The 25,355-nt window shown below is 67.9% G+C and carries 22 protein-coding genes; 7 read left to right on the top strand and 15 right to left on the bottom strand.

What is annotated here, in order from left to right; genetic code table 11:
• Window positions 1-98 precede the first annotated feature (98 nt).
• The 4 genes from G1C96_RS00110 to G1C96_RS00095 all read left to right on the top strand — a co-directional run bounded on the left by G1C96_RS00110 (window position 99) and on the right by G1C96_RS00095 (window position 4,261).
• Window positions 99-1,649, top strand: coding sequence for an MFS transporter (locus G1C96_RS00110; protein ID WP_169274636.1), 1,551 nt, complete (start codon window positions 99-101; stop codon window positions 1,647-1,649).
• A 59-nt stretch (window positions 1,650-1,708) separates the two neighbouring features.
• Window positions 1,709-2,551, top strand: coding sequence for a Cof-type HAD-IIB family hydrolase (locus G1C96_RS00105; RefSeq protein ID WP_417852154.1), 843 nt, complete (start codon window positions 1,709-1,711; stop codon window positions 2,549-2,551).
• 44 nt (window positions 2,552-2,595) lie between these two features.
• Window positions 2,596-3,138, top strand: a complete 543-nt coding sequence (locus G1C96_RS00100; protein WP_169274634.1) for a peptidylprolyl isomerase — start codon at window positions 2,596-2,598, stop codon at window positions 3,136-3,138.
• Window positions 3,139-3,253: 115 nt separating this feature from the next.
• A complete protein-coding gene (locus G1C96_RS00095) occupies window positions 3,254-4,261 on the top strand; it encodes a Gfo/Idh/MocA family protein (RefSeq protein ID WP_169274633.1) in 1,008 nt (335 codons plus the stop codon).
• 29 nt (window positions 4,262-4,290) lie between these two features.
• Here G1C96_RS00095 and G1C96_RS00090 read toward each other — a convergent pair whose 3' ends face one another.
• The 7 genes from G1C96_RS00090 to G1C96_RS00060 form a co-directional block, all read right to left on the bottom strand.
• The gene (locus tag G1C96_RS00090) at window positions 4,291-5,265 is read right to left on the bottom strand and encodes a D-2-hydroxyacid dehydrogenase (RefSeq protein ID WP_169274632.1); all 975 of its coding nucleotides are present in this window, start codon (window positions 5,263-5,265) and stop codon (window positions 4,291-4,293) included.
• Between the two features lie 67 nt (window positions 5,266-5,332).
• Window positions 5,333-6,502, bottom strand: a complete 1,170-nt coding sequence (locus G1C96_RS00085) for an aminotransferase class I/II-fold pyridoxal phosphate-dependent enzyme (RefSeq protein ID WP_417852160.1) — start codon at window positions 6,500-6,502, stop codon at window positions 5,333-5,335.
• A gap of 85 nt (window positions 6,503-6,587) precedes the next feature.
• On the bottom strand, window positions 6,588-7,166 hold the full coding sequence (locus G1C96_RS00080; protein WP_169274630.1) for a haloacid dehalogenase-like hydrolase: 579 nt from the start codon (window positions 7,164-7,166) through the stop codon (window positions 6,588-6,590).
• A gap of 119 nt (window positions 7,167-7,285) precedes the next feature.
• Window positions 7,286-8,404: a hypothetical protein gene (locus G1C96_RS00075; RefSeq protein WP_169274629.1), complete on the bottom strand. Its 1,119-nt coding sequence runs from the start codon at window positions 8,402-8,404 to the stop codon at window positions 7,286-7,288.
• Window positions 8,405-8,570: 166 nt separating this feature from the next.
• Window positions 8,571-9,098, bottom strand: a complete 528-nt coding sequence (locus G1C96_RS00070) for a hypothetical protein (RefSeq protein WP_169274628.1) — start codon at window positions 9,096-9,098, stop codon at window positions 8,571-8,573.
• A gap of 119 nt (window positions 9,099-9,217) precedes the next feature.
• Window positions 9,218-10,732, bottom strand: a complete 1,515-nt coding sequence (locus G1C96_RS00065; RefSeq protein WP_169274627.1) for an MFS transporter — start codon at window positions 10,730-10,732, stop codon at window positions 9,218-9,220.
• Window positions 10,733-10,852: 120 nt separating this feature from the next.
• Window positions 10,853-12,382, bottom strand: a complete 1,530-nt coding sequence (locus G1C96_RS00060) for a replication-associated recombination protein A (protein WP_169274626.1) — start codon at window positions 12,380-12,382, stop codon at window positions 10,853-10,855.
• Window positions 12,383-12,467: 85 nt separating this feature from the next.
• Here G1C96_RS00060 and G1C96_RS00055 point away from each other — a divergent pair, with 85 nt between their 5' ends.
• Together G1C96_RS00055 and G1C96_RS00050 are read left to right on the top strand one after the other, a co-directional pair.
• Window positions 12,468-15,071 (top strand): DEAD/DEAH box helicase, encoded by a 2,604-nt coding sequence (locus tag G1C96_RS00055; RefSeq protein WP_169274625.1) that lies wholly within the window; start codon window positions 12,468-12,470, stop codon window positions 15,069-15,071.
• Between the two features lie 103 nt (window positions 15,072-15,174).
• On the top strand, window positions 15,175-15,726 hold the full coding sequence (locus G1C96_RS00050; protein WP_205831979.1) for a YbaK/EbsC family protein: 552 nt from the start codon (window positions 15,175-15,177) through the stop codon (window positions 15,724-15,726).
• Window positions 15,727-15,811: 85 nt separating this feature from the next.
• On the opposite strand, the gene G1C96_RS00045 is transcribed toward G1C96_RS00050, so the two are convergent.
• From G1C96_RS00045 to G1C96_RS00010, 8 genes are all read right to left on the bottom strand, one after another.
• A complete protein-coding gene (locus tag G1C96_RS00045; protein WP_169274624.1) occupies window positions 15,812-16,759 on the bottom strand; it encodes an ROK family glucokinase in 948 nt (315 codons plus the stop codon).
• A gap of 53 nt (window positions 16,760-16,812) precedes the next feature.
• On the bottom strand, window positions 16,813-18,435 hold the full coding sequence (gene ptsP, locus G1C96_RS00040; protein ID WP_169274623.1) for a phosphoenolpyruvate--protein phosphotransferase: 1,623 nt from the start codon (window positions 18,433-18,435) through the stop codon (window positions 16,813-16,815).
• On the bottom strand, window positions 18,435-18,695 hold the full coding sequence (locus tag G1C96_RS00035) for an HPr family phosphocarrier protein (RefSeq protein WP_169274622.1): 261 nt from the start codon (window positions 18,693-18,695) through the stop codon (window positions 18,435-18,437). The genes ptsP and G1C96_RS00035 overlap by 1 nt, the downstream gene beginning before the upstream one ends.
• A gap of 38 nt (window positions 18,696-18,733) precedes the next feature.
• Complete coding sequence (locus G1C96_RS00030) at window positions 18,734-20,164, bottom strand: 6-phospho-beta-glucosidase (RefSeq protein ID WP_169274621.1); 1,431 nt, start codon at window positions 20,162-20,164, stop codon at window positions 18,734-18,736.
• 14 nt (window positions 20,165-20,178) lie between these two features.
• The gene (locus G1C96_RS00025) at window positions 20,179-20,523 is read right to left on the bottom strand and encodes a PTS sugar transporter subunit IIA (RefSeq protein WP_169274620.1); all 345 of its coding nucleotides are present in this window, start codon (window positions 20,521-20,523) and stop codon (window positions 20,179-20,181) included.
• Window positions 20,524-20,540: 17 nt separating this feature from the next.
• A complete protein-coding gene (locus G1C96_RS00020) occupies window positions 20,541-20,840 on the bottom strand; it encodes a PTS sugar transporter subunit IIB (protein WP_169274619.1) in 300 nt (99 codons plus the stop codon).
• A gap of 206 nt (window positions 20,841-21,046) precedes the next feature.
• A complete protein-coding gene (locus G1C96_RS00015; RefSeq protein ID WP_169274618.1) occupies window positions 21,047-22,423 on the bottom strand; it encodes a PTS sugar transporter subunit IIC in 1,377 nt (458 codons plus the stop codon).
• Between the two features lie 270 nt (window positions 22,424-22,693).
• Entirely contained in the window at window positions 22,694-23,401 is a 708-nt protein-coding gene (locus tag G1C96_RS00010; RefSeq protein WP_169274617.1) for a GntR family transcriptional regulator, read from the bottom strand.
• A 285-nt stretch (window positions 23,402-23,686) separates the two neighbouring features.
• Between G1C96_RS00010 and G1C96_RS00005 the strand changes: the two genes are divergently transcribed.
• Complete coding sequence (locus G1C96_RS00005; protein ID WP_169274616.1) at window positions 23,687-25,186, top strand: aldehyde dehydrogenase family protein; 1,500 nt, start codon at window positions 23,687-23,689, stop codon at window positions 25,184-25,186.
• The last annotated feature ends 169 nt before the right edge of the window (window positions 25,187-25,355 follow it).

Genomic DNA, 25,355 nt, shown 5'->3' with positions numbered 1-25,355 from the left:
ACCCCGCCCCGCACGTCCGATATCCCACTATATGGAACACGGCAACCGATGGACACGCCCGCGGCGGCTGCCCGCGGTCGTTGCTAGCGTGGTGTGTCATGGCCAATGCAGTCCCGTCATCGCACACCCCGCGCCCGCACGGCGTCACCTTCGCCCAGAGCGTCGGCTTCGGCCTCGGCGACTTCTACGGCGGCGGGCAGACCACGCTCACCGCCACCTATCTCTCCCTGTTCTGGACGCGCTTCTGCGGGCTCGACATCCAGACCGCGCAGGGCATCATCGGCGGCTGCACGGCGCTGAGCGCCCTGTTCGCCCTGTTCTTCGGCGCCCTTTCGGACAACCTCTACCGCTTCTCCGTCGGGCGGCGCTTCGGCAGGCGCCGTCTGCTGCTGCTCGTCATGTCGCCTTCGCTGCTCATCGGCATCGTCCTGTGGATCCCCGGGCTGCATCCCGGCGTGTACTGCATGGCGTACGTCGTGTGGATGATGCTGTTCCAGATCTTCATGACCGCCTACAACGCCCTGCCCGGCGAGATGACGACCGACTTCAGGGGCCGCACGCTGCTGAGCACCACGCGCCTGTACATCTCCAACGCCGCGAGCACCGCGATCCCGCTCATCGGCTCCGCCGTGCTCACCGCGCTCGGCGAGCACACGGCCTCGAGCTACCAGATCTTCGCCATGAGCTTCACCGTGCTGTTCGCGCTCGCCATGTTCGTCTGCTGGCGCACCACGTGGGAGCTCACGCCGGAGGAGGCCGGCTTCGCGGAATTCGCGGACGGCACGCGGACCAACGGGCACGTGGGGTTCGCCGGCTGGATGCGCCGCGTGCGCGTGCTGCTGCGCGACTACGCCTCCACGCTGCGCATCCGCGCGTTCCGGCAGCATCTGGCCATCTACCTGCTGCTCATGTGCGGCATGGACGTGTTCGGCCAGACGTTCGCCTACTTCGTGATCTTCGACTGGGGCCAGTCCGCGGCGTTCGCCTCGCTGCTGCTCACCCTCACCGTGCTCGCCCTGCCGCTCATGCCGGCGTGCAACTGGCTGCTCGCGCGGTTCGGTCCGCGCACCGTGTACGCCGTGGGGTTCTGCGGCATGGGCGCGGGCGCGGTCATGATGATCGCCGCATGGCTGCTGCGCGGCGTGCTCACCGGAGCCGCATGGACCGCGTTCGCCACGGCGTCCGCCGTGCTGTTCTTCGCGTTCCGCACCTCCGCCGGCTTCACGCCGTGGCAGATCTTCCCGCTCATCGCGGACGTGGACCGCATCGTCACCGAGCGCAGCCGCTCCGCCACCTTCGCCGGTGTGCAGGCGTTCTTCCGCCAGCTGTGCTCGGGCGCCGCGGCGATGATCGCCGGCGCCGCGCTCGCCCTCACCGGATTCGACGCCACCCGGGCGACGCAGCCGTTCAGCGCGCAGATCGGTCTGGCCTGCTCCACCGCCGGCATCTATCTGACGGCGGTCTGCCTGGGATGGTTCGTCGCCCGCGGCTTCGGGCTGGACCGCCGCACGGACGGCGAGCTGCTCGCCGAGACCGAGCGCCTGAGCGCCGGCGGCGCCAAGAAGGACGTGGACCCGCACGTGCGCCGCACCGTCGAGGAGCTCACCGGGGTGCCGTACGACCGCGTCTGGCCCGACGCGCGCGAATAACCGGAACGCCGGCGCCCGGCGACGGGGTCCGATGCCCGCCGGCACCTATCATGGGGAGCATGAGCCAGATCACCTCCGCCTTCTTCGACATCGACGGCACGCTGACCAGCTTCGTCTCGCACGTGGTGCCGGACTCCACGCTCGTCGCCCTGCGCGCCCTGCGCGAGCGCGGCGTGCGCATCTTCATCTGCACGGGCCGCTCCCCCAGCCAGGCCACGACGGTGCTCGACACCATCCCGCTGGCGTTCGACGGCTACGTGACGTTCAACGGGCAGTACTGCGTGCTCGACGAGTCCCCGGACGAGGGCGGCAGCGCGGGCGACGGCCTGCGCCGCGGCACGGTGATCGCCGAGCACCCGCTGGACCGCGGGGATCTGGCGATCTACCTCGACTGGCTGCGCGCGCACCCGCAGGTGGTGAGCAACTTCGGCGAGCGCGACTACGTCTACTTCAACCACGTGGACGAGACCATGCGCGCCACGTGGCGATCCCTGGGCAAGACGGCGCCGCCCGTGTACGTCGACGACCCTGCGCGCGCGCTGACGCACCCGACCTATCAGGTCAGCCCCTACGTCACGCCAGACGAGGAGGCGGAGCTCACCGCGCTGATGCCGCACACCACGGGCGTGCGGTGGCACCCGGCGTTCACCGACCTCATCCCGGCCGACGGCGGTAAGCCGGCCGGCATGCGCACGTTCCTGGAGCGGTTCGGCCTCCACGTCGCGGACGCGGCGGCGTTCGGCGACGGCGGCAACGACGTGGCGATGATCGAGGCCGCCGGCGTGGGCGTGGCGATGGGCAACGCGCGCGACGAGGTCAAGCGCTCCGCCGACCTCGTCACCGACGACGTGGACGGCAACGGCATCGCGAACGCGCTGCGCCGCCTCGGCGCGATCGGCTGACCGGCCGCGTCCCGCGCGCCGCCCCTTACGCTAGACTTGCCGTCATGACCACAGTTATCATGCACACCTCCGAAGGTGACGTCACCATCAACCTGTTCGACGACAAGGCCCCGAAGACGGTGGCCAACTTCATCGGCCTCGCCACCGGTTCCAAGGCGTGGCGCGACCCGTTCACCGGCGAGGAGAGCCACGATCCGTTCTACAACGGCCTGACCTTCCACCGCATCATCAAGGACTTCATGATCCAGGGCGGCTGCCCGCTTGGCAACGGCACCGGCGGCCCCGGCTACGAGTTCGACGACGAGATCGACCCCTCGCTCACCTTCGACCACCCGTACCTGCTCGCCATGGCGAACGCCGGCCTGCGCCGCGACCCGTTCACCGGCGAAGTGCACGGCACCAACGGATCGCAGTTCTTCATCACCACCGTCCCCACCGAGTGGCTCAACGGACACCACACGATCTTCGGCGAGGTCGCCGACGACGCGTCCAAGGCCGTGGTGGACAGGCTCGAGGCGCTGCCCACCGACCGCTCGGACGCGCCGCTCGAGCCGGCGATGATCGAGACCATCGACGTGCTGCAGTAGCATCGCGTCCTTCCCCTGTCCGATCGACGGCTCCCCCGACGGGGAGCCGTCGTCGTATTCACATGGCCGGGCATCCTCCCGGACCCAACGGAAGCATCGAGCAAAGGAGCAAGACATGTCCACCGCACCGATCAACGTGGCGATCCTCGGCGCAGGCCGCATCGCCGTCCAGATGGCGAGGACGCTCGCCGGCATGGCCGCCGACCCGCGCTACCGCGATCTCGTGGCCCCCTACGCCGTGGCGGCGCGCGACGCGGACCGCGCACGCGCGTTCGCCGACGAATACGGCTTCCCCGTCTCCCATGGGTCCTACGAGGCGCTGTGCGCCGACCCGAACGTCGACCTGGTCTACGTCGCCACCCCGCACAGCCTGCACGGCGAGCAGGGCGCGATGTGCCTCGAGGCGGGCAAGGCGACGCTGGTGGAGAAGTCGTTCACCGCGAACGCCGCGCAGGCGCGCGAGCTGCTGGCCGTGGCGGAGCGCACCGGCGTGCTGTGCACCGAGGCGATCTGGACGCGCTACATGCCGTCGCGCGCCATGATCGACGAGATCGTGGACGCCGGCGTCATCGGCGAGGTGCGTTCGATCGGCGCCGACCTGAGCTACCCCACCACGCACAAGGCGCGCATGACCGATCCGGCGCTGGCCGGCGGCGCGCTGCTCGACGTGGGCGTCTACCCGCTGAACTTCATCGACATGGCGATGCGCGGGCGCGCGCCCGAGCGCGTGGCGAGCGCGTACCAGCCGTATCCGACCGGCGTGGACGCGCAGAGCTGCACCACGCTGTTCTACGGCGACGTGATGGCCACGGCCACCAGCTCGATGGTCACGACGGGCGACCGCATGGGCGTGATCCGCGGCACCGAGGGCTATCTGGTGGTGGAGAACATCAACAACCCGCAGCGGATCAACATCTACGACAAGGACCATGTCCGGGTGACGAGCCGCACCGTGCCGGAGCAGATCACCGGCTACGAGTACGAGGTGGCCTCGGCCGCCCGCGCGCTGCTCGACGGCGCGGCGGAATGCCCCGAGATGCCGCACGCGGACACGCTGCGCATCATGGAGCTCATGGATTCGATCCGCGGCATCTGGGGCCTGTCCTACCCCTTCGAGCGGTAGGACGGGCCCGCGCGTCGGCCGCTCGTCGCCTAGCGCCGCCGGTTGGACAGCGGACGGCCGGCGGCGTAGGCGCCCACGTTGCCGAGCGCGATGTCGATGATGCGGTCCTCCGTGGCCTCCAGATGCATGCCGCCGGCCACGTGCGGGGTGATGACGCAGCGCGGCTCGCGCCACAGCGGATGGTCGGCCGGCAGCGGCTCCGGCTCGGTCACGTCGAGGCCCGCGCCCGCGATCGCGCCGGCGCGCAGCGCCTCCAGCAGGGCGTCGGGGTCCACGGCGTCGCCGCGCCCGCCGTTGAGCACGATGGCGCCGGGCCGCATGAGCGCCAGACGTCCGGCGTCCAGCAGGTGATGCGTCGTCGGCGACGACGGCACGATGGAGACCACTACGTCCGCCGACGGCAGCAGCTCGTCCAGCTGGTCGAAGCCGAACATGCCGTCGAAGCCCTCGGCCGGCTTGCTCGGGTCCCTGCGCACGCCCAGCACGGTGGAGCCGACCGCGTGCGCGAGACGCGCGAAGTGCGAGCCGATGTCGCCGGTGCCGATCACCAGCACCGTGGCGCCCACCGGGCTGACCGCGCGCCCCAGATCCGCCCACCGGCCCTCGCGCTGCTGGTCGCGGTAGGCGGGCAGATGCCGCATGAGCGCCCACATGAGTGCGAACAGATGCTCGGACACGCTCTGCCCGTAGGCGCCCGAGGCGCTGGTCACCATGACGCCGTCGGCGAGCACGCCGGGCCGCAGATACTGGTCGACGCCCGCTGACCAGGTCTGGATCCATTCGAGACGGGGGTAGTCGCCGGCGTCCGCGGCCGGGACGTTGCCGATGACCGCGGTGGCCCCGGCGCGCAGCCCCTCGGGCACGACGGCCTTCCAGACCATCGCGCCGCGCTGTTCGGGCACGCCGACGAACTCCTGGCGCACGTCCGGCGCGGCGGCGAGGAACCGGTCACGCTCCTCGGCGGTGAGCGGCAGACAGTTGACGATCAGACGGGATGCCTCCATGGGGTTCCTTTCTTCCGACGAATGGGATGGCTCTGACGAATGCGGTGTCTCCGACGGATCGGCGGTCTCAGCGCAGCGAGGCGACGAACGCGCCGAGGCGGTCCAGTCCCTCCTCCAGCGCCTCGCGCGAGGCCGCGTAGCTCAGGCGCACGTGCGTGTCCGCGGTGGCCTCGCCGAAGTCGCGCCCGGGCGTCAGCGCCACGTGCGCCTCGTCGAGGGCGCGCTCGCAGAACGTCCACGCGTCCAGCCCGGTCGATTCGACGGAGAAGTACGCGTAGAACGCGCCGTTCGGCTCCACGTCCACCGGCAGGCCGATGCGCCTGAGACCGTCCACCACGAGGCGACGGCGTCCGAGGAGCTCCTGGCGGCGCTGCTCGCACACGCCCAGCGTCTCCGGGGTGAAGCAGGCGAGCGCCGCGTACTGGGTGGGCGTGTGCGCGCACAGGAAGTAGTTGGTGGCCAGGTCGTCCACGGCGTGGAGCATGTCCTCGGGCAGCACGGCCCATCCGAGCCGCCAGCCGGTCATGCCGAAGAACTTGGAGAAGCTGTTGAGCACGATGGCGTCCGGGTCGCAGGCGAGCACGGTCCTGACCTCGCTGCCGTCCGGCTCGCGGTCCGCCAGGTCCAGATACGTCTCGTCGACGATGCGCCACGCGCCGCGCGAACGGGCCAGATCGCAGATCCCGCGCAGCACGTCGAACGCGATGGTGGTGCCGGTGGGGTTGGACGGCGAGGTGATCATGACGGCCTTGGTGCGGTCCGACCAGTGCGCGTCCACGCTCTCCGGCGTCAGGTGGAAGCGCGTGGCGGCGCTGGTGGGCACGTCCACGACCCTGCCGCCGAAGGAGCGCACCAGCTCGCGGTTGCACGGGTAGGACGGGTCGGCCACGATGACCTCGTCGCCCGGGTCCACGGTGGCGGCCACGGACAGCAGCAGCGCCGTGGATCCGCCCGCGGTGATGATGACGCGACGCGGGTCGACGTCCACCTGATGGCGGTCGCGGTAAAATCCGGCGATCGCCTCGCGCAGCTGCGGCAGCCCGAACGCGGCGGTGTACGGCAGCGGACGGCCGTCGTACAGCTCGCGCATGGCGTCGCGCACCGCCGGCGGCGCGCCGAAGTCCGGCTCTCCGAGCGAGAGCTTGATCACGCTCACGCCGCTGCGGATCATCTCGTCCGCCTTCTCGCCGAACACCATGGCGCGGAAGGGCTGGGACTCGATCGCTCGCTTGGACATCTTCGGGACGGGCATCGCGGTATCGTTCATGGTTTGCAGTTCTATCCGGCGAACCAGACAAGCGGCGTCGGGCCCGGCGCCGACGTCACTTGACGGGGACGACCCGCTCCCCCCGGACCAGGAAGGCGTGCTCGGCCATGTCGATCATCGGCCGGTCGTACAGGGCGTCGGTGTAGAACTCGTCCACGCGCACGTCGTCGCCCAGCACCTGCAGCAGCCTCCTGCGCTTGTTGTCGCCGAAGTTGAGCCAGGTGAGCTCGTGGGTGCCCATGTCCACCACGGACGCGATGCAGGTGCCCACGCCGAGCCTGCGGCACGCCTCGGACACGATGACGTCGAACGACGCGGTGAGCACCACGTCGTCGGGGCGCGGCTCGTACCAGTCCTTGATGCGGTGGATGTTGCGGTCCCAGTAGTCGTTCACCAGCTCGGCCACGTCCGTGCCGGGGATGGAGGACAGCGCGTCCATGTACCGGCGTCCCACGGCGGCGATGGCGGGTTCGAGCTGCTCGAGCGACGCCCGGTTGAGCTTGTAGTCGATCGCGTGGCGCAGCACCGGGGCGAGGCATCCGAGCACCTTGGGGTAGCGTCTGGCGGTGTACAGATAGAAGTCGAACAGGCTTTCGCCGCGGTACACGGTGCCGTCGAAGTCCACCACGCGCATCGCCCTCTCCTTTCCGGCCCTTCCGTCCTCGTCCGATGCCGCGCCCGCCGCGCGGCCACTGCGTACCATAACACCACCGTCGCCCCGCCGTCGCGCCGGGACGCGCGGCTCCGGTGACGTCACGACTCCGTTCCGGCGTCGCCCGCACGGCCGTCGCCCATCCCGTCGCGGCGCCGGTAGAGCGCACGCAGCGCCTCGACGTCGCCCACGGCCTGATACGTCGCCTCGAGGAAGGTGCCCCAGCCGTGGGGGAACACGTCTCCGGGCAGCATGTCGCACTCGTGGTCGTCCGGATGGGCGTCGTCCATGCACACCGTGCGGATCACGTCGAGGAGCTCCTCGTAGCGTCCCTTCGCGAACAGCTGCGAGGCGTATGCCTCGGCGAACGGCCCCTGGGCCAGATGCTCGGCCAGAAACCCGTCGGCGGCCTCGTCATCGCCGGCCACGCGCAGCAGGTCGTGGCGCAGGAAGTCCATCAGCATGTGGATCAGCGCGAAATCGTCGCCGCAGTCCTCGGCGCGGATCGCGGCGAGCGCCCGGTCGAGCGTACCGTAGGCGAGCACGCGCGTGTCGTCCCATCGGGCGAACGACAGGCAGGAGGCCAGCACCTCGATGAGCGCGGGCGGTCTGCGCCGCAGCGGCCGCGTCGCCGTCAGGGCGGAGACGGCGTCGAGCGCCCGCTCGCCCACGACGGGATCGGCGTTGCGCGCCACGACGTCCATGTAGACGCGCATCTGCCACAGCAGCGTGTCGAGGAAGTCCTCGCCCTCGCCGTCGCGGTCCGGCACGTGGCCGAGGAACATGACGGTCTGCTCGATGAGCATCGTGAGATTGTCCAGCGCCGGCAGGTAGTCGGACGACATCAGCGCGTTGCCGGCCACGGCACGCACGCCGGAAAGCGCCTCGGAGTCCACGGAGAACGTCGGCATCGACGTCAGGTCCACCGTGGCGTCCTCGGATTCGTCGCGCGACATGTCGATGCCGGTGACGGTCTGGTAGTACCACTTCAGCGGCTCCACCGCGATGGCGAAGCCGACGTTGCGGGGCATCACGCCCCCGGGCAGGAGCAGGCGTTCGCGGTCGCGGGATTCGGTCTCCACGTCTCGCTGCCACAGGAAGGTCGGGCCGCCCAGTCCTCCCTCGACGAACCAGCGGTCGACGATGTACTCGCGCAGCTCGTCCGCCTCGGGACGGGGATACCCGCGCCACTCCGCTCCTCGTTCGGCTCCGTGCTCCATGTCGTTCCTCCTCGTCCTGCGCCCCATGGTCCCATGCGGGCCGGATCACGTCCCCGCCCGGAATGCGGGACCGGGCACGCCGCATGCGCGGATGCGGCGTGCCCGGTCGGATGCCAGTCGGTCTCGGCGTCGGGCCGGTCGACGATCAGCCGCCGGCCGGTTGGCGTCAGTTGCCGGCCTTGGCCTTCTGGGAGGCGGTGACGACCTTCATGGCCGCGTCCAGGCCGTTGGCGGACTGGCGGATCTTGTCGCTCTTGGCGCGGATCCCGTCCACGGCGGTCTTCAGCGCCTCGGCGTCGCCGTCCGCCGGGCAGGCGGGCTCGCTGACGTCCACGGCCTCGGCGGCCTTGAGGGTGTCTGCCAGATCGGTGAGGACGCTCGGGTCGGCCACCTCGTCGGCGGTGATGGAGCTCATTTCCTTGGCGGACTCGATGGTGGTCTGCAGCGTGGCGGCGTGGGCGCTCATGGCCTTGACGTTGGCCTCGCACTGCGCGGCGGTGACCGTCGACTTGGCTGCGGTCGACGCCGAGGTCCTGCGGCCGTTCACGTAGACGAGCACGCCGGCCACGACGAGCACGACGACGATGACGATCGCCACGGCGAGCGCGAAGACCTTGCCGCGGCCGCCGGATGCGCCGCCCTTGGTCTCGGCCGCCTTGACGTCCTTGGTGTTCTCGGTGTTCGGTTCGCTCATCGGTATCCCTGATCCTCCTTGGTGTGGTTGTTCCTTGACTCCGGGCCGGGCCTCCGCACCGTCCCGGACCGCGTCGCACGGGCATCCGTCGCCCGGCACGCAAGTGCAACAACCTAGCGTCACTGTCCGACTTCGGACGCCGCCGCGCGTCGCGCGACGATGCGGAACGCCGCGGCCATGCAGACCAGGCCGCACACGCAGATGGCCGTCATGACCGCGAAGGTCCACTGCCCTCCGCGGGCCGTGGCGAGGGCGAACCGTTCGCTGCCCTCGCCGAACCCCGCGGCGGCGGCCTGCGCCTGCGCCACGGCGAGGATCGTGGAGAACAGCGCGGTGCCCACGGCGCCGCCGAACTGGAGGCCCGTGTTGAAGATGGCGTTGCCGTCCGGCGTGAACTCGCGCGGGATCCGGCTCAGCGCGCTGGTCATGACGTTCGGGTTCCCCAGCGCGTAGAAGAAGCCGAAGACGAAGTAGAACCCGGCGAGCAGCGCCGGGGTCAGACGCATGGCGAACGCGCACAGCAGCACCGGCCCCAGCGTGGCCACGGACAGCGGGACCAGGATGGGCCGCACCGCGCCGAACCGGTCGTACAGCCAGCCGCCGAGCGGCGCGCACACCGCGCCGATCAGCGCGCCCGGCAGCACCAGCGCGCCGGCGAGGAAGGCGTCGACGCCCAGGGCGAGCTGGGCCACGTTGGTGACGACGTAGCCGAATCCGATGCCCACGATCGGCATGATGAGGTATTCGATCCAGTGCAGCAGCACGACGGGGTCCCGCAGTATCCCGAGCCGCAGCAGCGGGGAGAACGAGCGTCGCGTGAGCAGGCAGAACGCGGCCAGCGACCCGACGCCCACGACGAGTCCCGCCGCCGCGACGCAGGCGGGAACCGCGGCCGACGTCCCGGACAGCCACGCGGACGCGGCCACGCCGGCCTGGTTGAGCGCGAGGATCATGCCGGAGAGCGCCAGCACCACGGCGACCAGCTGCAGCGGATCGAGATAGGCGTCCTCGGTGGGCGACTTCTGCTCGATGCAGCACAGGCCGATGACCAGCGCCGCGAGGATGAGCGGCACGGCGGCCACGAAGATCGCGCGCCACGGCAGCACGCTGGTCACGGCGCCGCCGACCGTGGGGCCGATGGCCGGCGCCACGGTGATGACCAGGGATCCCACGCCCATGAGCCGGCCGATCTTGCTCCGCGGCGACTGCTCGAGGATGATGTTGACCATGAGCGGCGTGGCGATGCCGGAGCCGACGCCCTGGATGATGCGCGCGACGATGAGCAGCGCGAACGCGTGCGCGACGATCATGATGAGCGAGCCGAGGACGGCGAGCGCCACTGCGGCGACGAACAGCGGCCTGAGCCGGAAGCGCCGCTTGAGGAACGAGGAGACCGGCATGGTGGCGGCAACGGCGAGCAGGTAGATCGTCGTGATCCACTGCACGGTGGCGGTGTCGACGCCGAACTCGACCATGAGCTGCGGGAACAGGACGGTCATCACCGTCTCGGTGAGGATGCCGATGAAGGCCAGCGAGCCGACGGCGACGATCGCGCCGACGAGCCGGCCGGGAATGCGATCGGGATCGGACTGCACGGGATCTGCGGACTGCACGGGCGCTGCGGACTGAGCCAAGGTTCACCTCATGACGTTGGTTGGGATGGAAGGACATCGTGGAATATGAGGCTTGCCAGCCGGCCGGATGGCCGCATCACACTCTAGCACCGGCGCGGGCGGGCGCCGCGGCGTCAGGCGTCAGGCGTCCGCGTCGGGCGCGCCTGATGCATCGCCGATGACGGACGCATCGCCCGCGCCGCCGTCGGGACGGCCGGAGTCCCGCCGTGCCCGGTCGGACCGCGACTCCTCCGCATCGGGCTGCGGATTTCCCGAACCGGACCGTGACCTTTCCGCGCCGCGCGGCGTCTCCCGATGCAGGATCGAGCGGATGCGCTCCAGCCGCGGCCCGATCTCGTGCTCGTAGCCGCGGTCGTTGGGATGGTAGTACTCGCGTCCCACGAGCTCGTCCGGCATGTACTGCTGCGGCGCCACGGCCCCCGGCCAGTCGTGCGCGTACCGGTAGCCCTCGTGGTTGCCCCAGCTCTTCATCAGCGCGGTGGGCGCGTTGCGCAGATGCATGGGCACCTGCCCGATGTTGCCGGCGTCCACGTCCGCGAGCGCCTGATTGATGGCCATGTAGCTGGCGTTGGACTTCGGCGCGGTGGCCACGGCGAGCGTCGCCTCGGCGAGGATGAGCCGGCCTTCCGGCATGCCGACCATGGCCACGGCCTGCGCGGCGGCGACCGTGACCTGCAGCACCTGCGGGGCGGCCATGCCGACCTCCTCGGCGGCGGCGATCATGATGCGCCGGGCGATGAAGCGCGGGTCTTCCCCCGCGCGGATCATGCGCGCCAGCCAGTGCAGCGCGGCGTCCGGGTCCGATCCGCGCATCGACTTGATGAACGCGGAGATGACGTCGTAGTGGTCGTCGCCCGCCTTGTCGTAGCGCACCGTGGCCACGTCCATGACCTGCCCCACCACGTCGGGCGTGATGATGGGCCTGCGGGCGCCCTTGGCGCGCTCCTTGTCTCCGGTGACGGCGCCGGCCGCGGCCTCGAGGATCGTCAGCGTCTTGCGCGCGTCGCCGCCGGCCATGCGGACGATCTCGTCGATCGCCTCGTCCGACGCCTTCACCTCGCCCTTGAGCCCGCGCGGGCTCGCGAGCGCCCGTTCGACGAGCGTGCGCAGATCCTCGGGGCTCAGCGATTCGAGCTTGACGACGACCGAGCGCGACAACAGCGGCTTGATGACGGAGAAGCTGGGGTTCTCCGTGGTGGCGCCGATGAACGTGACGTCCCGGTTCTCCACGCTGGGCAGCAGCGCATCCTGCTGCGACTTGGAGAAACGATGCACCTCGTCGATGAACAGCACGGTCTCCCGGCCTTCGGCGACCAGCCGCTGCCGGGCGCGGGCGAGCACGTCGCGCACGTCCCTGACGCCGGAGGTGACGGCGGAAAGCTCTTCGAACACGCGCCCGGACTGCCTGGCCACGATGTACGCCAGCGTGGTCTTGCCCACGCCGGGAGGCCCGAACAGGATGATGGAGCTCGGAGCCGTGAGCGACCCGCGCGACGCCGGATTGGCCAGACGCCGCAGCGGCGAGCCCGGGCCCAGCACATGCGACTGGCCCACCACCTCGTCCACGGTGGAGGGCCGCATGCGCACGGCCAGGGGCCTCGTCACGTCCTCGGGCGCATCCGCGGCGCCGAACAGATCCTGCTCATCCATGCCAGCCATCGTAGCGCAAGGGCTCGAACAAGCGTTCGACTCGCCGGGACGGCCGGACAGGCGTCCCCGTCGCTAGACTGGCATCATGATCGAAAGCAACGGGAACACGACGCAGGCCGAAGGACGGGACAGGACGTACGGCTCGCTGGGCGCGCTGGCGCCGAGCTGGGACGACGGGCCGCGCAACATCGACGCCGACGAGATCTACGAGCGCTTCTTCGACTGGGTGACGCGCGTCAAGGGCGTGGAGCCGTGGCCTCACCAGGAGGAGGCCATCATGGACATCCTCGCCGGCGATCATGTGATCCTGAGCACGCCCACCGGCTCCGGCAAGTCGCTGGTGGCGCTGGGCATGCACTTCGCGGCGCTGTGCACGGGACGACGATCGTACTACACCGCGCCCATCAAGGCGCTCGTCTCGGAGAAGTTCTTCGATCTCGTGGAGGCGTTCGGCCGCGACAACGTGGGCATGATCACCGGAGACAGCCGCATCAACGCGGATGCGCCGATCATCTGCTGCACCGCGGAGATCCTCGCCAACCAGGCGCTGCGCGAGGGCGTGCACGCGGACGTGGGACTCGTGGCCATGGACGAGTTCCACTACTACGGCGACCCGGAGCGCGGCTGGGCGTGGCAGGTGCCGCTGCTCACGCTCCCCCAGACCCAGTTCCTGCTCATGAGCGCCACGCTGGGCAACGTGGATGCCATCGCGGACAAGCTCGCCGACCTGAACGACACCCCGGACGTGGACGTCATCGACAACGCGCCGCGCCCGGTGCCGCTGAGCTACGAGTACACGCTCGACCCGCTGGAGCGGACCGTGGAGCTGGCATTCAACCGCGGCGAGACGCCGATCTACGTGGTCCACTTCTCGCAGGACGCGGCGCTGGAGACCGCGCAGGCGCTCGCCTCCACGGGCGTGTCCAGCAAGGAGCAGCGCCAGGCCATCGCCGAGGCGATCAGAGGAGTGAAGTTCACCACCGCGTTCGGCAAGATCCTCCAGAGGCTCCTGAGGACCGGCGTGGGCATCCACCACGCGGGCATGCTGCCGCGCTACCGCAGGCTCGTGGAGCAGCTCGCCCAGCAGGGGCTGCTGCCCGTCATCTGCGGCACGGACACGCTGGGCGTGGGCATCAACGTGCCCATCCATTCGGTGGTGCTCACGGCCCTGACCAAGTTCGACGGCACGAAGATGCGCAGGCTGCGCGCCCGCGAGTTCCACCAGATCGCCGGCCGCGCCGGACGCATGGGCTTCGACACCGAGGGCCTGACGATCGCCGAGGCCCCGGAGTTCGAGATCGAGAACCAGAAGGCCGTGGCCAAGGCCGGAGGCGACCCGAAGAAGCTCAAGAAGATCAAGCGCAAGAAGGCGCCGGAGGGCTTCGTGACGTGGAACGAGAACACGTTCGACAAGCTCATCGACGCGGAGCCCGAGACGCTGGTCCCGCACCTCAAGATCACGCACTCGATGGTGCTCAACGAGGTGGCGCAGGGCGGCGACGCGCGGCGGCGCGTGGACGAGCTCATCGACGACTCGGCGCAGACCCCGGACCAGAAGGAGCACCTGCACCAGCGCGCCGACGAGATCTTCCAGACCCTGTTCGACACCGAGGTGATCGAGACCGAGGACCGCGCGGACGGCGGCAGGAACTACTACATGACGATGGACATGCCGGAGGACTTCGCGCTCGACCAGCCGCTCTCCCCCTTCCTGCTGGCCGCGCTGGAACTGCTCGACCCCGAGTCGGACACGTACGCGCTGGACGTGATCTCCATGGTGGAGGCCACGCTCGAGGACCCCAAGCAGGTGCTGCGCGCGCAGGAACGCGCCGCGAAGGACAAGGCCATGGCGGACATGAAGGCCGACGGCCTCGACTACGACGAGCGCATGGACCGTCTGCAGGAGATCACGTATCCCAAGCCGCTGGAAGACATGCTCGACGCGGCGTTCACGCAGTACCGCCACGACGTGCCGTGGGCCAACGACTACTGGCTGAGCCCCAAGTCCGTGGTGCGCGACATGGTGGAGACCGCCTCCGACTTCACCGGCTACATCGCCCGCTACAACATCGCCCGCTCCGAAGGCACGCTGCTGCGGTATCTGTCGGACGCCTACCGTTCGCTCGCACGCACGGTGCCGCCGGAGAAGCGCGACGAGCAGCTCGACGACATCATCGCATGGCTGCGCGTGCTGGTGCGCTCCATCGATTCCAGCCTCGTGGACGAATGGGAGAACGCCGGCAACCCGGACGCGCAGGCCGCCTCCGAGGCCGCCGCGAACCTCGCCGCCCCGGGACGCAAGGGCGCCGTGGTGGAGGATCGCCGAGGACTCATCGTGCTGGTCCGGAACGCCATGTTCCGTCGCGTGCAACTCATGGATCTGGACGACCCGACCACGCTGGGCGCGCTGGACAAGGACTGGGGCTACGGCGTGCACGAGTGGGAGGACATGCTGGACGACTTCTACGACGAGCACGAGTACGTCAGCACCGATGCCAAGGCGCGCGGCGGCGAATGGTTCGTGCTGGACGATTCGCTGGAGACCAGGGAGCACATCTGGAAGGTGCGCCAGATCATCTGCGACTCCGACGGCGACAACGACTGGGCCATCACCGGCTCGGTCGACCTGGACGCCACGCAGGACTCCGGCGAGGCGGTGTTCGCGGACTACCGGGTGGACCGACAATAGCGCCATAGCCTCCCATAACCAACGGGTATAGGATCCGCGGCGTTGCACGGGACGCACGCCGCTATGCTGGCGCCGAAGCCGTGGAATGGGGAGTGTGATCACTATGGCATTGGAGATTCTGGACTGGCATGATCCCGACCTGCTGGCGGCGCCCGTGCTCGCCGCCCTGGAGGGTCTGGTGGATGCGGGCGTGCCGGAGGAGAAGATCATCGGCGTGACGCTCAACACCGACGAGGAGTCGGACACGGACCTGTGGTGCCCGCGCTACGGGATCCCGTTCGAAAGCACCGGCAACGTGGTGATCGTGCACACGCACAAGACGCGCAAGGCGCCGCCCGAGTTCGCGGCCGCGCTGGTCACGGCGGACACGCGCGCCGATCTCAACGGCGTGGTCAAGCACACGCTCGAGGTGTCCAAGGTGAGCTTCGCGCCCATCGACGCGGCGGTGGAGGCCACCGGCATGGAGTCCGGCGGCATGTCCCCCATCGGCCTGCCCGCCGACTGGCCGCTGCTGGTGGACCAGCACATCCTCGCCGTGCCGCAGCTGTACGTCGGCTCCGGCATCCGCCCGTCCAAGCTGGTCGTCTCCGGCTCCATCTTCGCGGACATCCCCGGCGTGCGGTTCGTGTCCATGCTGGGCAAGCCGCGGAACTAAAAAATTGGCCGAAGGAACGCGAGGAGGACGTTCCTTCGGCCAATTGCCGGGTTCAGGCGATGTTCGGCCGGCGTGCGGTCGACGCTCAGTCGATCCTCGCCAGATCGGCGGCGCCGATGATGCCGGCCTCGCCGCCGGCCTTGGCCGGCAGGATGCTGGCGTGCTGGCGGTACATGCTGGCCTGCAGATACCGGTTGAACGCGGTGGCGGCGGGGCCGAGCAGCATGTCGCCGACCTCGGCCACGCCTCCGCCGATGACGAAGGTGTCGGGATCCAGCACGGCGGACAGGTCGGCCATGAGCCGGCCGAGCCAGTCGCCCAGTCGGTCGAACGCCTCGGTGGCGGTGGGGTCGCCCTCCTGGGCGGCATCGCGCACCATGGGGCCGATGAGCTTGCTGCGGTCGTAGTCGCACGCCTCGAGCAGGTGCTTCGACTGATTGGGCTGGCGCCTCGCGGCCGACCAGGCGAACCGTTCCAGCGCGGATCCGGATGCGTACTGCTCCGCGCAGCCGAACAGGCCGCATCCGCAAGCCTCGCCGTCGGGAACCATGATCACGTGGCCGATCTCGCCGGCCATGCCGAACGCGCCGCGAACCAGCTGGCCGTTGACGATGATGGCTCCGCCGACGCCGGTGCCCACGGTGATCATGATCATGTCGCGGGAATCGCGGCCGGCGCCGAAGCGGTATTCACCCCACCCGGCGGCGTTGGCGTCGTTTTCCACGACCACCTTGACGCCGTCCCCGATCAGGTCCTCGATGGCGTCGGCGAGCGGGTACTGGTTCCAGGCCGGCAGGTTCGCCGCGAAGCTGACGGTGCGCCGATCGGACGCGATGTTGCCGGCGGCCGAAATGCCGATGGACTTGATGTCGCCCTCGTCCTTGCACCGCCGGTAGATGTCGGCCACGATGGCATTGATGTCGGCGGCATCCTCCGGCGTGGGCACGCGTTGCAGACAGCGGATGTTGCCTTCCTCGTCGCAGATGCCTCCGGCGATTTTGGTGCCACCGATATCAATGCCAAGCGTTTCCATAGTTGATTGTTCCTTAGTTGTTGAAATGAACCGCCCGAACGGCCGTTGACCGTTCAGTGGTTGCGGATGGCGTCGCGCAGGGGCAGGACGCTGGTGGGCGAGACGGACAGTTCGTCGAGACCGATCTCGAGGAACGTGTCGGTCAGGCTCAGGTCCGCACCGAGCTCGCCGCAGATGCCGCACCAGATGTTGTGACGGTGGGCGGCCTCGGTGGCCATGCGGATCATGCGCAGCACGGCAGGCGAATGCGGGTCGGCGAAGCGCCCGAGGTTCGGGTTCTGCCGGTCGCAGGCCAGCGTGTACTGGGTCAGGTCGTTGGTGCCGATGGAGAAGAAGTCAACCTCGGCCGCCAGCTCGTCGGCCATGATCACCGAGGCGGGCGTCTCGATCATGATGCCGACCTGGATGTGCTCGTTGAAGTCGATGTGCTCGCCGCGCAGCTCGTCCTTGACCTCCTCGAGGATCTTCTTGGCGTCGCGCACCTCCTGCACGGAGGTGATCATGGGCAGCATGATGGCGATGTTGCCGTACACCGAGGCCCGCAGCAGGGCGCGCAGCTGGACCTTGAAGATCTCCGGACGCGTCAGGCAGATGCGGATCGCGCGGTAGCCGAGGGCGGGGTTGCTCTCGTGCTCCAGATTGAAGTAGCCGACCTGCTTGTCCGCGCCGATGTCGAGCGTGCGGATGACGACGAGACGGTCGCCCATCTTCTGCGCGACCTCCTTGTACGCCTCGAACTGGAACTCCTCGGTCGGGTAGTCCTCGCTCTCCAGGTACAGGAACTCGCTGCGGAACAGGCCGATGCCCTCGGCGTCGTTGGCCAGCACGGCGGTCACGTCGGAGGGGCGGCCGATGTTGGCGTACAGACGGACGCGCTGGCCATCCTTGGTCTCGGTGGGCTTGCCCTTGAGCTCCTGCAGCAGGCGCAGATGCTCTTCGTACTTGGCCTTCTTGCCCTGATACTCGGTCAGCGTGGCCTCGTCCGGGTCGACGAACACCATGCCGCTGGCGCCGTCGATCACGGCGACGTGGCCGTCGTCCTCGGGGTTGAAGGCGTCGCCGATGCCGATGATGGCGGGCAGGCCCATCGTGCGGGCCAGGATCGCGGTGTGCGAGTTCGCGGAGCCCTTGGCGGTCACGAAGCCCAGGACCTTGGAGCGGTCGAGCTGCACGGTCTCGCTGGGGGCCAGATCCTCGGCGAGGATGATGCGGCTGCCGCCGTCGTCCTGGTCCGCGCCGACGCCCCTGCCCTCGAGCACGTTGATCACGCGGCGGGAGACGTCCTTGACGTCGGCGGCGCGCGCCTGCATGTAGGAGTTGTCCATCGCGGCGAACATGGCGGCGAACTGTTCGGCGGTGCTGTTGACCGCGAACTCGGCGTTCACCTTGCTCTGCGTGATCAGGTCCTCGATGCTCTCCACGTAGTCCGGGTCCTGTAGCATGAGCTGGTGGGTGTCGAACAGCTCGGCCTTGCCCTCGCCGAACTCCGCGGCGGTCTTGTCGCGCAGTCGCTTGAGCTGGTCCACGGCCGTGTCGCGGGCGGCGCGGAAGCGCTCCACCTCGGCCTGCGGGTCGTCGACCACGCGACGCTCCACGGCGTGCTCGGCGGTGTCGAGCACGCGGATCTCACCGATGGCGATGCCGGCGGACACGCCGGTGCCCTGCATAGTCCTCATCACAGATTCTCCTTGAGGAACTGCTCGAGCTCGGCGGCGGCCTTGGCCTCGTCGTTGCCCTGCACCTTGACGGTGACCTCGTCGCCCTGCTTGACGCCGAGTCCCATGACGCCGAAGATGCGCTTGGCGTCCACGGACTTGCCGTCGCGGGTGAGGATGATGCTCGACTCGTACTCCTGCGCCTTGGCGACCAGCTGGCCGGCGGGGCGGGCGTGCATGCCCGCCGGGTCGGATACGGTGAAGGTGAATTCCTGAGACATGATGTTGCTCCTTATGCGCTTGATGCGTCCTATATGCGTTACAGTTGCTCGCCGTTGCTGGCAATGACCTTGCGGTACCAGTTGAACGACTTCTTGAAGGTACGGCGGTAGGAGCCGTGCCCGTAGTCGTCGGCATCCACGTAGATCATGCCGTACCGCTTCTTCATCTCGCCGGTGCCGAACGAGATCACGTCGATGCAGCCCCACACGGTGTAGCCCATGACGTCCACGCCGTCCAGATCGATGGCCTTGCCGACCTGCTCGATGTGCGAGCGGAGATACGCGATGCGCGCATCGTCGGCCACGTATCCGTCCGCGTCGGGCGTCTCGTACATGCCGATGCCGTTCTCCACGATGAAGATCGGCTTGCGATAGCGCTCGTAGAGCGTGCACAGCACGTAGCGCAGGCCCACCGGGTCGATCTGCCAGCCCCAGTCCGTGGCCTGGATGTACGGGTTGCGCACCTGGCCGGGCAGCCCGTGCCCGTCCCAGTCGCCGACCGCCTCCGCGGAGACCGCGGCGGACATGTAGTAGCTGATCGAGATGAAGTCGACCGTGCCGTTACGGATGATCTCCGCGTCGCCGGGCTCCATCTCGATGTCGAAGCCCTCGCGCTTCCAGCGGTTGAGCAGGTAGTGCGGGTATTCGCCGTACACGTAGGTGTCGCCGAACAGCAGGCGGTCGCGCATGAGCACCTCGGCGTGCATGACGTCGTCGGGCTTGCAGGTGGCCGGGTAGATCGGCACCATGGCGAGCATGCAGCCGATCCGGAAGTCGGGGTTGATCTCATGGCCCTTGCGGACCACGAGGGCGCTGGCCACGAACTCGTTGTGGATGGCCTGCCAGACCTTGCGCTCCACCTCGTGCGGCGTGTCCTTCGGATTGGGGATGATGCCGGAGTTGGTGTAGGGGAATATCTCGGTGTGCATCTCCATCTGGTTGTTGACCTCGTTGAAGGTCAGCCAGTACTTGACGAGATCCTTGTACCGCTCCATCACCGTGGTGGCGAAGCGCACAAAGCAGTCGATCGCCTTGCGGTTGGTGAAGCCCCCCTGACGCGCCAGGTTCAGCGGCATCTCGAAGTGGGAGAGCGTGATCACCGGCTCCATGCCCTTGGCGCGGTAGTCGCGGAACAGGGCGTCGTAGAACTTCAGGCCGGCCTCGTTCGGCTCCTCGTCGTCGCCGTTGGGGAAGATGCGCGACCAGGAGATGGAGGTGCGGAAGCACTTGAAGCCCATCTTCTGGAACAGGGCGTCGTCATCCCGGAACGTGCGGTAGTAGTTGATGCCTCGCTGGTTCGGGTAGTTCAGGCCGTCGATCACGCCGTCGGTGATCTCGCGCTTGACGCCGTGGGCGCCGCCGGTGAGCACGTCGCAGATGCTCGGGCCGCGCCCGTCGACGTTCCACGCGCCCTCCAGCTGGTGCGCGGCGACCGCGCCGCCCCAGAGGAATCCTTTAGGGAAACTCATTGTCGGGCTCCTCGTCAGGCCTTCGGCCCCTCGTCGCGGGCACCGAGCTTCTTGTAGAGGTCGATCATCTCCACGACCATCGCGCGGAAGACCTCGGCGGCCATCATCTGATCCTCGACGTGGGTGAGCAGCAGGCTCATCTGCACCGGCTTGCCGGATGCCTCCTGCTGCACGAGGGTGGCGTGCACGGCGTGGCCTTCGCGGTAGCTGGCGTCGCCTTCCTCGATCGTCTTGGCGGCGCCTTCGAAGTCGCCCTCCTTGGCCTTGCCGAGCGCCTCGAGGTAGCTCGACTTGGCGGTTCCGGCCGCGGTGATGAGCTGGAAGCAGGTGGTCTCCAGATCCATTTCCTCGTCTGCCATGTCAGTCACGCCGCCTTTCACTTGCCGGCCAGCTTGAGGGCGAAGTCCAGCACGTTGCCGCCGCGGGCCATGCCGTAGTCTTGCGGGGCGATGACCTCCACCGGCTTGGACGGGAACTCCTTCTGGACGTCCTTGAGCATGTAGCGCACCTGCGGGCCGAGCAGGATGACGTCGGCGTCCTGCGCGTTGGTCTCGAGGGTGGAGACCGGCATGGCGGAGATGTCGGCGTCCAGTCCGCGCTCGCCGGCCGCGGTCTGCATCTTCTTGACCAGGATGCTCGTGGACATGCCATCGCTGCAGCAAAGAACGATCTTCATGATGTGTTTCTCCTTGACTTGTGCCGCGGAACGCGACCGCGGCGATGAATGGATTGGATTGGAATGGAATTGGTGTGGTTGGTCCGGCCGGTGCGGCCGGAACGGATCTCCCGAGGCGTGGGAACCGGCCGTGCCGTCGATCGGATGATCGGCGGCCCGACCGGATTTTGGGGAACGTTACTCAGGGGAAAGTGTGTGGTTGCGCCTTACTTGGCGGCCTCGGCGGCGTTCGCCTGCTCCTGCTCGAGGCAGATCTTGTCCTGCATCTTCACGAACGGCATGTAGATGAAGACGGCGATCACGCCGATGATGACCTGCAGCAGGGCGCACTTCCAACCGCCCAGAATGAAGCCGGAGATGATCGGCGGGGTGGTCCACGGCACCTGGACGGCACCGAACGGGGCGATGAACCCGATGGAAACGGCGCCATACATGATGATCATGGCGACCATAGGAGTCAGAACGAACGGGATGAGCATGATCGGGTTGAACACGATCGGCAGACCGAAGATCACGGGCTCGTTGATGCCGAAGATGCCCGGCACGATGGAGAGCTTGGAGACCGTACGCAGCTGCTCGGATTTGGCGAAGATCAGCGCGGCGACCAGCAGGCCGACGGTCAGGCCGACGCCGGAGTACTTGCAGAAGCAGTCGATCATCTGCGGGGTCAGGTAGTGGAAGCCGTTAGCCTTGGTGTACGGGGTGACGCCGGCATCGAAGAGCTTCTGGTTGCTCAACGTGTTGGCGAGCAGCAGCGGGGTGACCACGCCGGAGACGACGTTGGCGCCATGGATGCCGCACCAGAACAGGAGGGACATGAGCACGATGATGATGATGGCACCGGCCCAGGTATCGGTCAGGGACTGCAGCGGGATCTGGAGGATCTTGAAGATGAGCTCGGTCAGGGACACGCCGCCGAAGACCTTGCACACGTGGTACAGGATGGCGGAGCCGGTGATCACGATCAGACCGGGAATCAGGGCGGAGAACGCGTTGGTGACGCCCTGCGGGACGGCGTCGGGCATCTTGATCTTCACGTCGTGCTTGATGCAGGCGGTGTAGACCCAACCGACGATCAGACCCATGATGATGGCCGAGATGATGCCGTTGGAGCCGGTCCAAGTCTGGTTGAAGATGCCATCGACGGTGACGTTCTTCAGGACGTTCACGCTGTCGTCGGTCGCCTTGGACAGGGTGTCGGTGTCGATGCTGATGTTCATCGAGGACGGGGACACGATGAAGAACGCGACCAGGGAGAGCAGGCCGGAGGAGATGCCGTCGCACTTCTCATTGCGGGCGTAGGCATAGCCGATGCCCACGGCCACGATGATGGCCAGGATGTTGAAGGTCGCGTTGCTGACCTGATTGAGCGCGACGTTCCAGTTCTCGCCCAAGTGCGCCGCCATGAAGTCGCTGTAGCCATTGAACGGCAGATTGGCGATCAGCAGGAACAGGGAGCCGATCAGCGTGGCCGGCATGGTGAGGATGAAGCCATCCTTCAGCGCGACCAGGGCCTTGAGGCTGGCGAACTTCATGAAGCCGTTGAGCATCGCATCGCCTATGCCCTTGAGTTTGTCCTTCATCTTGTCTTTCCTTCTTTGGAACGTGCGGACATCGTCGCCCGCTCATATTCTTCGAGTTATTCGTAGCATCCGAAGTTGTGCGAACAACTATGGCTTCAGTATAGAGCACTCAGCCACAGTGTCAAACTCGGGAGCAATCGCACTGCAGGGTGGCAAAAACGCTGATTTTTCAAGGATCCGCGAACCTCGACGCGTCCATTCGACACGCCGAGGTCCAAAATTTATTCGAATTAATTTTCCGTCACTGCGACTGCACCGGAAGCCGGGCGGTCAGCGCATCGAGGCCATCGAGTAGAACCGCGCGTTCCTGTAGTGGTACAGATTGTACGAGGCGTTGAACAACCTGCCGTTGGACAGGAAGGCATCGTCCTCGATGCAGATCGCCGGGTCGTTCTCCTCAAGCCCCAAGTGGCGTGCGGCCTCCGCGTTGAGCCATCCCATGTGGATCACCTTGTCGGTGAACCCGAAGCGCAGCCCCAGATCGTCGCGCATGTACCGGTACAGCGACCCGGACGCGATCTCCTCGCTGAGGAACGGCACGTACTCTTTGAGATACCAGGCCGTCTCATAGCTGATCGGCAGGTCGTCCACGCTCCGCAGACGCACTACGCGCCACACCGGGGCATCCACGTCGCAGCGCATGCGCTTCGCCAGCTTCTCGTCCGCGCGGACCAGAGCGAGCTCGCGCACCTTCGAGACGACCTTACGATCCGGGAAGTCGGCCGCGATGCCGTATGACGTGCTGATCGGCATGTACATGCCCTCGCGGTCCTCGCGAACGAACACGCCGGAGCCGCGCACCGGGAACACCTCCCCCGCCTCGGCGAGCACGGCGATGGCCCCGCGCACGCAGTACCGGGACACCCCGTACTGTTCGATGAGCTGGTCCTCGGTAGGCAGCTTGTTCGTCTCGGAAAACTCCCCCGCGGCGATGCGACGCTCGAGATTCGCCGCCAGTTCGCGCTGCTTCGCAGTCATGATCACTCCTCCGGTCGGAAAGCACGCGGCCGACCGACGCCCTCGGCATCAAGACGCCTCGCACCATCACAGCCGCATAACTTTCGAATATTCGAATAAATCCCAGTATACGGCGGCGACATCCCGCGCCGCGGCGCAATGTCGGCATTCGGCGCGCGAGTCGCCGGGCCGCGCCGTCCCGGCCCACGAAAACGACGGAAGCCCCCTAGAATGGCTTCCGGAGTCATGCAACCGGTTCCAACCATCGCCGATCACGGCGGGAACCGACATCGGCAAAGGAGACCAATGCACACGATCCGCATGTATATCGACGGGACATGGGTCGAATCCGCGTCCGGGAGGACCACCGTCATCATCAATCCCGCCAACGGCCGCAGGATGGCCGAGGCGACCCGCGGCACCGCCGACGACGCCCGGGCGGCCGTCGAAGCCGCACGACGCGCATTCGAACCGGGTTCGCCGTGGCGCGCGCTCACGCCCGACGAACGCGCGGAGCTGATGATCAAGGCCGCCGACCTGATCGAGGCGAAGGCCGACGAACTGGCGAAGGCCGAGACGAACAGCATGGGCCGCGTGTACCGCGAGACCCGCCACGACGACGTATATGCGGCCAGCGGCGCGTTCCGCTACTACGCCTCGCTCGTGAGCGAACTGCAGGGCACGACCTCGCCCATCGGCAACGATCTCATGACCATGACCGTCCGCGAGCCGCTGGGCGTATGCGCCATACTCGCGCCATGGAACTATTCGATGGGCACCACGGCGGCGGGCATAGCCCCCGCGCTGGCGGCCGGCAACACCGTGGTGGTCAAGCCGTCGTCCCTGACGCCCGTATCCACGGCGATGATGTTCGAGGCCCTGGCCGAAGCCGGATTCCCCGCCGGCAGCGTCAACCTGGTGCTTGGCGCTGGCAACGAGGTCGGCACCGCCCTTGCGGCGAGCGAGGACGTGGCCAAGATCACGTTCACGGGAGGCACCGAAACCGGCCGCGACATCATCGCGAAGTCGGCGTCCAGCATCAAACGGTACTCGATGGAGCTCGGCGGCAAGTCGGCGTTCATCATCTTCGACGATGCCGATCTTGACACCGCCGTGGACCGGCTCATGTTCGGCATCTTTCTCAGCCAGGGACAGGTGTGCGTCGCCGGGTCGCGGCTGCTGGTGCAGGACACCGTCTACGAACGCGTGACGGACATGCTCAAGGAGCGCATTCCGAGGATCCGCATCGGCATGCCGCTCGATCCGGACACCGAATTCGGACCGATGGTGTCCGAACGGCATATGAACCGGGTGCTCGACTACATCCGCATCGGCCGGGAGGAAGGTGCCCGCGTGCTGATCGGCGGGCATCGGCTCACGGAAGGCGATTTCGCGCACGGCTATTTCGTCGAGCCGACCGTGTTCGTCGACTGCACGCAGGACATGCGCATCGTGCAGGAGGAGATCTTCGGACCGGTGCTCACGGTGCAGACGTTCAAGGACGAGGCCGAAGCCGTGCGCCTCGCCAACGGCACCCGATACGGGCTGGCCGGGGGCGTGTTCACCTCGGACATGGGACGTGCGCTGCGCGTGTGCGGCAATGTGGACACGGGCATCATGTGGGCGAACACGTATATGGATGACGCGCCGGGCATATCGGTCAGCCCGCACCGGCAGAGCGGCATGAGCGTGGACGGCGGACTCGACGGGCTCAAGGAGTACACCGTGCTCAAGCAGATCACGCTCGCGACGCATCCGACCGGATCGGGCTGGTTCGCAGGGATGGGCGGCGAAGACGCCGCGTAGACGCGTCTACGGCAACGCGGGGGCATGGTCTTCGCGACCACGCCCATTACCATGTTTGGTAGGCCCCGATGGCCGGGGCCGGGTCGCCGGTTCCGGTATGACTTTCCTGCCCTGTCGTCGATGATCCGGGGGGTGTTGTCGCCGGGAACGGGGACGCCCGATGACCGCT

Origin of the sequence: Bifidobacterium moraviense (assembly GCF_012932365.1) — a bacterium.
Classification (GTDB): domain Bacteria; phylum Actinomycetota; class Actinomycetes; order Actinomycetales; family Bifidobacteriaceae; genus Bifidobacterium; species Bifidobacterium moraviense.
Note: the sequence above shows the minus strand (reverse complement) of the source record. Positions and strands in the feature narration are given on the sequence as shown.

Bases quoted from the DNA above. Each gene is read 5' to 3' on its own strand.
- G1C96_RS00010 (WP_169274617.1), bottom strand. From the start codon at position 23,401: ATGACTGCGAAGCAGCGCGAACTGGCGGCGAATCTCGAGCGTCGCATC.
- G1C96_RS00110 (WP_169274636.1), top strand. From the start codon at position 99: ATGGCCAATGCAGTCCCGTCATCGCACACCCCGCGCCCGCACGGCGTC.
- G1C96_RS00045 (WP_169274624.1), bottom strand. From the start codon at position 16,759: ATGGAAACGCTTGGCATTGATATCGGTGGCACCAAAATCGCCGGAGGC.
- G1C96_RS00090 (WP_169274632.1), bottom strand. From the start codon at position 5,265: ATGGAGGCATCCCGTCTGATCGTCAACTGTCTGCCGCTCACCGCCGAG.
- G1C96_RS00050 (WP_205831979.1), top strand. From the start codon at position 15,175: ATGGCATTGGAGATTCTGGACTGGCATGATCCCGACCTGCTGGCGGCG.
- G1C96_RS00030 (WP_169274621.1), bottom strand. From the start codon at position 20,164: ATGAGTTTCCCTAAAGGATTCCTCTGGGGCGGCGCGGTCGCCGCGCAC.
- G1C96_RS00035 (WP_169274622.1), bottom strand. From the start codon at position 18,695: ATGTCTCAGGAATTCACCTTCACCGTATCCGACCCGGCGGGCATGCAC.
- G1C96_RS00100 (WP_169274634.1), top strand. From the start codon at position 2,596: ATGACCACAGTTATCATGCACACCTCCGAAGGTGACGTCACCATCAAC.
- G1C96_RS00075 (WP_169274629.1), bottom strand. From the start codon at position 8,404: ATGGAGCACGGAGCCGAACGAGGAGCGGAGTGGCGCGGGTATCCCCGT.
- G1C96_RS00055 (WP_169274625.1), top strand. From the start codon at position 12,468: ATGATCGAAAGCAACGGGAACACGACGCAGGCCGAAGGACGGGACAGG.
- G1C96_RS00070 (WP_169274628.1), bottom strand. From the start codon at position 9,098: ATGAGCGAACCGAACACCGAGAACACCAAGGACGTCAAGGCGGCCGAG.
- G1C96_RS00080 (WP_169274630.1), bottom strand. From the start codon at position 7,166: ATGCGCGTGGTGGACTTCGACGGCACCGTGTACCGCGGCGAAAGCCTG.
- G1C96_RS00005 (WP_169274616.1), top strand. From the start codon at position 23,687: ATGCACACGATCCGCATGTATATCGACGGGACATGGGTCGAATCCGCG.
- G1C96_RS00105 (WP_417852154.1), top strand. From the start codon at position 1,709: ATGAGCCAGATCACCTCCGCCTTCTTCGACATCGACGGCACGCTGACC.
- G1C96_RS00060 (WP_169274626.1), bottom strand. From the start codon at position 12,382: ATGGATGAGCAGGATCTGTTCGGCGCCGCGGATGCGCCCGAGGACGTG.
- G1C96_RS00015 (WP_169274618.1), bottom strand. From the start codon at position 22,423: ATGAAGGACAAACTCAAGGGCATAGGCGATGCGATGCTCAACGGCTTC.
- ptsP (WP_169274623.1), bottom strand. From the start codon at position 18,435: ATGAGGACTATGCAGGGCACCGGCGTGTCCGCCGGCATCGCCATCGGT.
- G1C96_RS00025 (WP_169274620.1), bottom strand. From the start codon at position 20,523: ATGGCAGACGAGGAAATGGATCTGGAGACCACCTGCTTCCAGCTCATC.
- G1C96_RS00020 (WP_169274619.1), bottom strand. From the start codon at position 20,840: ATGAAGATCGTTCTTTGCTGCAGCGATGGCATGTCCACGAGCATCCTG.
- G1C96_RS00085 (WP_417852160.1), bottom strand. From the start codon at position 6,502: ATGTCCAAGCGAGCGATCGAGTCCCAGCCCTTCCGCGCCATGGTGTTC.
- G1C96_RS00095 (WP_169274633.1), top strand. From the start codon at position 3,254: ATGTCCACCGCACCGATCAACGTGGCGATCCTCGGCGCAGGCCGCATC.